Origin of the sequence: Microcoleus sp. AT8-B5, assembly GCF_036705565.1 — a bacterium.
Lineage (GTDB): Bacteria > Cyanobacteriota > Cyanobacteriia > Cyanobacteriales > Microcoleaceae > Microcoleus.
Genome location: NZ_JAUBUY010000105.1, coordinates 1 through 4,609, shown reverse-complemented (window position 1 = coordinate 4,609; position 4,609 = coordinate 1). Strand labels below are relative to the sequence as shown.

The window sequence follows — 4,609 nt, the reverse complement described above, 5'->3', positions numbered from 1 at the left end:
TTTATTTTTCGTGATGCCAAGCAATTTACGGGATTGTCGGATTGTCAAGCTCGTCATTTACCACGGCTTGATTTTCATTTTAATGCCAGTCTAATTGCCTTAAATTTAGCAAAACATGAACTCTCTAGTTGTCATTCATCTGCCAAGTCGTTTGTGTTTTCAATGGCTTCTTATAAACGGCTGGAATTCAATAAGCATCTACTTTGTACCTTTATTGATAAGTTAGATTTAGACCCGGATTTGATTTTAAACCATCCTAATCTTCCTTCAGTCTTGTCTTATGGTACTTTGGCTGCTTAAAAACTGTCCGGAGTATTGATTATTATAGCAATCCTAAATCATTCAGGTACATTTGTAGGGGTAGTGCTACCCCTACTCCCCGTGCCTACCCCCTATCTATCGGGGCAACCGGGCGTGGGATTGCCCGTACAATAATTAGGCGAATGATTTAGGGTGGCTATATATCTAAAATAAGTGCGTTATTAAAAACAATTACAGCAGTTGTATTGCCCATGTTTTTCGATGTATCTCTCCGATTTCTTCATTGTTATTGCGTGATAGCCGGATGCAGCAAAGTTGCTTGCTAATCGATACTCAGTTTTATTACAGCATATTCGGTGATTGATGAAATACAGTAGCCGCTATATTTATTCGGCAACATCGGTGACTCGATAGGCAACTGTGCCACCTGTTTTTTCGATTGCAGCAACTAAGTCCTTGAGTCTATCTTCGCGGCGGGCAGCAAGCATGAGTTTGGCTCCGCTGGCGGCTAAACGATGAGCGGTGGCTTCACCTAAACCGCTACTTGCTCCAGTAATGATGACCACCTTGTTTTGAATCTCAGACATATTCACTCCTGTTAATTGATTAAATCGGCTCACCTAAAATCGATCGCAAATCCGCTTAATTACCAAGCGCGATCGTATTGAATTGGAGCAGGCACCGATTGACGTAGTTGCTTCGCAGCCCGCATCGGCCAATAAGGATCGCGCAGCATTTCTCTAGCAAGTAATACCATATCTGTTTGACCTGACAGTTAGGGAGTCGATCGCCTCTAGGGCAGTATTTACAGGTGCGACGCCAGCTTTGTCAAACTTGCATCCCGAATGGGCAAGTCATTTTGAGGTATCAAGATTAAACCAAATTACTTGTCTAAAACCTAAATTTTTATTGTTAGCAAAACCGGGGATTACTATAAAAAAATACAAAAGTGCCTGAGTAATTATCCAGTAGATAGGGTAAATCTGCAAGCAGGGCTTGCATAAATAAAAACAATTTTAACTAATCCTTTTTACCATTCGCCGATCGGTGAACCTACACCATGAGAAAACCGCTCAATACAAAAAAGTAATCAACACCGCTCCACCCAGCCTGAAATAAATTAAAAAAAGTAACTTGATTTAATCTCACCGCGCTCATCTCGTTGAGGTGAAACATTACCACTAATACCCCCACAATCCCTCGATCAACTTGCCAGAGGTTAAGCTTTTTGTGAGAAGTTGAACTCTGTGCAATGAAAAAATACCTTAGTCGAGGGTGGCCGTTGTGCTTGTTCCTCAACTACTGTCAACTCACTAAACATAGTCAACACATTAGACACTATAATATAACTTTATACTTTTTTCATAAAGTTGTGCAAGAAGACTTCCGACTGATCGTTGACTTAGTTCTAGTTCTCGCTGCTGCCGCAGCAGGAGGACTCTTTGCATCGCTATTGCGACAGCCGGTAATTCTCGGCTATCTCCTGGGAGGGATCGTAGTTGGGCCGGCCGGTTTGGGGCTGATTAAAGAATTAATTCAGGTAGACACCCTGGCGGAATTCGGGGTTGCTTTTCTGTTATTTGCCTTGGGAGTGGAATTTTCTTTCGCCGAACTCCAGAAAGTAAAAGCCATTAGTTTGGGCGGAGGGGGCTTGCAAATTGTGCTGACGATCGCCATTACTACTGCAATTTCCTTGGCTGTAGGCTGGGTAGAATCGCCCGCCCAAGGCGTGTTTTTAGGATCGATTCTGTCACTTTCCTCTACCGCAGTCGTACTGAAATGCTTGATGGAACGCAATGAATCCGGTACTTCCCACGGTCAAGTCATGCTGGGAATATTAGTAGTTCAAGATTTGGCTTTGGGGCTAATGTTAGCAGTTTTGCCGGCACTCAATCAGCCAGCAGAAGAGATCGGCATGACGGTAGCGTGGGCCCTGCTGCGGATCGGGTTATTTGCGATCGGTGCTGTAGTCGCGGGCATTTGGATGGTACCGCAGTTGCTGCGCTATTTGGCGAAAACAGAAAGTCGGGAACTGTTTTTGCTGGGAGTTGTGGTGTTGGCTTTAGGGATTGCGCTGCTGACAGAATATTTGGGTTTTTCGATCGAGATGGGCGCATTTGTGGCGGGTTTAATGATTTCGGAGGTGGAATATGCTGACCAAACTCTAACTTATGTCGAGCCTTTGCGAGATATTTTTGCATCCTTATTTTTTGTCACCATCGGAATGTTAATTGACCCGATGTTTCTGTGGAACCATCTAGAAGTAATTCTGGGACTGGTATTTATAGTATTTGTCGGCAAATTCTTGATTATAACGCCGATCGTCCGACTATTTGGCTATCCGCTAAAAACAGCATTAATCACAGGTTTGGGCTTAGCTCAAATAGGAGAATTCTCCTTTGTACTCGCTAGTGCCGGCCAAGCTATGGGGCTGGTTTCGCGCAACGTTTACCTGTTAATTTTAGGCACGACAGCAGTCACCCTCGTGCTAACTCCGTTTGTGTTGAGAAGCGTTCCCCAGTTATTGAAATGGGCGGAAAATTTCGGGCCTTTGCAGCGCTATTTTGACGAAACATCTCAACCTGTGGCAATAGCTGAAAGTTTGCCGGAACAAAATTATGTTGTGGTTTGCGGCTACGGGCGAGTCGGCAGAATTTTAGTCAAAATGCTGCAAAGCCGCAACTGTTCTGTTGTGGTGATCGATGAGTCAGAAAGTAGAATTCAAGATTGCAGAATGCAAGGAATTCCTTACATTTACGGGAATGCTGCCAGTTGGCACGTATTGGAAGCCGCGCGGGTGGAACGGGCAAAAGCAATGGCGATCGCCCTTCCCGATCCCATGAGCACTCGCTTGTGTCTGAAGCGGGCTTTAGAATTAGTCCCGGATTTGGATATTGTGGTGTGCGCGAACCAAGATAAAGACATCGAACTGCTTTATCAATTGGGGGCCTGGGAAGTTGTGCAGCCGGAGTTTGAGGCCAGTTTAGAACTGTCTTCCCACTTGCTGGCTGGCATGGGACTTTCGGCAATGGCGATCGGGCGGGATGTGCAGCAAATTCGCAGCAGCCGCTATCTGGAATTGCGGCCACCGCGCGAACCTTTGGCGGTTTCGCGGGATTTGAAAGTGGCGGTTCGAGATATGAACAGCGAGTGGTACAACTTGCCGTCGGGTTCTCCCATCGCCAGCATGACTCTGGAAGAAACTAACTTGCGACAGTTGACAGGGGTCAGCGTGATGGCGATCGTCCGCGAGAATGGCGAGGAAATTGATTATCCTAACGGGAAGACAGCTTTGCAGTCGGGCGATCGACTTTTTGTAGTGGGAGAACCGGAAGAACTCATCAGTTTTGAGTTGCTGGCGAAGGGGGAAGTTGCAGTCCCGCAGGGGGACAGTTCTTGCCAGTGGCTGAGACTGCCAGCAAACAGCCCTTGGGCGGGCCAAAAACTGTCAGAGGTAGATGTGCTGACGCAGTACGGGGTGCAGGTGCGGGCTATCCGCCGGGAAGGGAAATTTACTCGCTGGCCCGACGGAAGTAGCAATTTGCAAGAAGGCGATCGTTTGCTGCTGTGTGGCGGCTTTTACGAGCTCGGCTTGATGCAGCGGACGGCCTCACCGCGGGTGCCACAACCAGCTTTAAAGCTGCCTTTGGTCAAGGCCCAAGTCATCGAAAAGCTGTTTAGCGATTAGGGAAGTTCGGCAACGGATTCGCTCGACGGATGTAACGGATGTAACGGATGTAACGGAGGTCAGGAAGACCGAAGTTGGAAGAGGTTCGAGGGAAGAGGGAAGATTTTTCCCCTCTCCCACTCTCCCAATCTCCCAATCTCCCCCTCTCCCTGTCTCCCCCTCTCCCACTCTCTGTCTCCTCAGCCGTTGGGTTTGAGATAAGCAATTGCTGGTCGCGAGATCAGAATTTGTGTTTCTGATGGATCGAGGAGGCAAATGCAGCTATTATCCTGCCAAAAAATTCTGCCAGCTACTAAGTCGCCGGTCAGGAGTTTGATTTCCACCTGTTGTTTGTCTTTGATGTAGCTTTGTATTAAGCGAACGCTGGGCAATCCGGTTTCAAATTCAGACATAGTTCAGAAAATTATAGTCAAATATTACCTTAAACCATATTCTTCTGTTTATACCGTTTAACCCTTACTGCCGCAACTACAAGGGTGTCTCCCCGATGACGGAGAAACCCCTTGGCGGTTACTTTTATACCGATATTCATTCAGCCATTGACATCAGCATTAATTATACGAATTCTCCAAAATATTGCAACAATTACAGCACTTTCCAGGTAAGTGAAGTACAGAGAAACCGGGTTTCTTGAATAAAACCGGTTTCTGGCGAGAAATC

Annotated in this window: 3 protein-coding genes and 1 pseudogene; 2 read left to right on the top strand and 2 right to left on the bottom strand. The window is 46.5% G+C overall.

Annotation, left to right across the window (positions count from 1 at the left end; all coding sequences use genetic code 11):
- Positions 1 to 300: pseudogene (locus QUB39_RS30280) on the top strand (transposase); the annotation flags it as partial.
- 347 nt (positions 301 to 647) lie between these two features.
- Here QUB39_RS30280 and QUB39_RS30275 read toward each other — a convergent pair.
- On the bottom strand, positions 648 to 848 hold the full coding sequence (locus QUB39_RS30275; protein WP_445243063.1) for an SDR family NAD(P)-dependent oxidoreductase: 201 nt from the start codon (positions 846 to 848) through the stop codon (positions 648 to 650).
- Between the two features lie 785 nt (positions 849 to 1,633).
- On the opposite strand from QUB39_RS30275, the gene QUB39_RS30270 reads away from it, so the two are divergent.
- Positions 1,634 to 3,949 (top strand): cation:proton antiporter, encoded by a 2,316-nt coding sequence (locus tag QUB39_RS30270; protein WP_333341014.1) that lies wholly within the window; start codon positions 1,634 to 1,636, stop codon positions 3,947 to 3,949.
- Positions 3,950 to 4,128: 179 nt separating this feature from the next.
- Here QUB39_RS30270 and QUB39_RS30265 read toward each other — a convergent pair whose 3' ends face one another.
- Positions 4,129 to 4,341 (bottom strand): Hfq-related RNA-binding protein, encoded by a 213-nt coding sequence (locus QUB39_RS30265; protein ID WP_333057289.1) that lies wholly within the window; start codon positions 4,339 to 4,341, stop codon positions 4,129 to 4,131.
- Positions 4,342 to 4,609 lie beyond the last annotated feature (268 nt).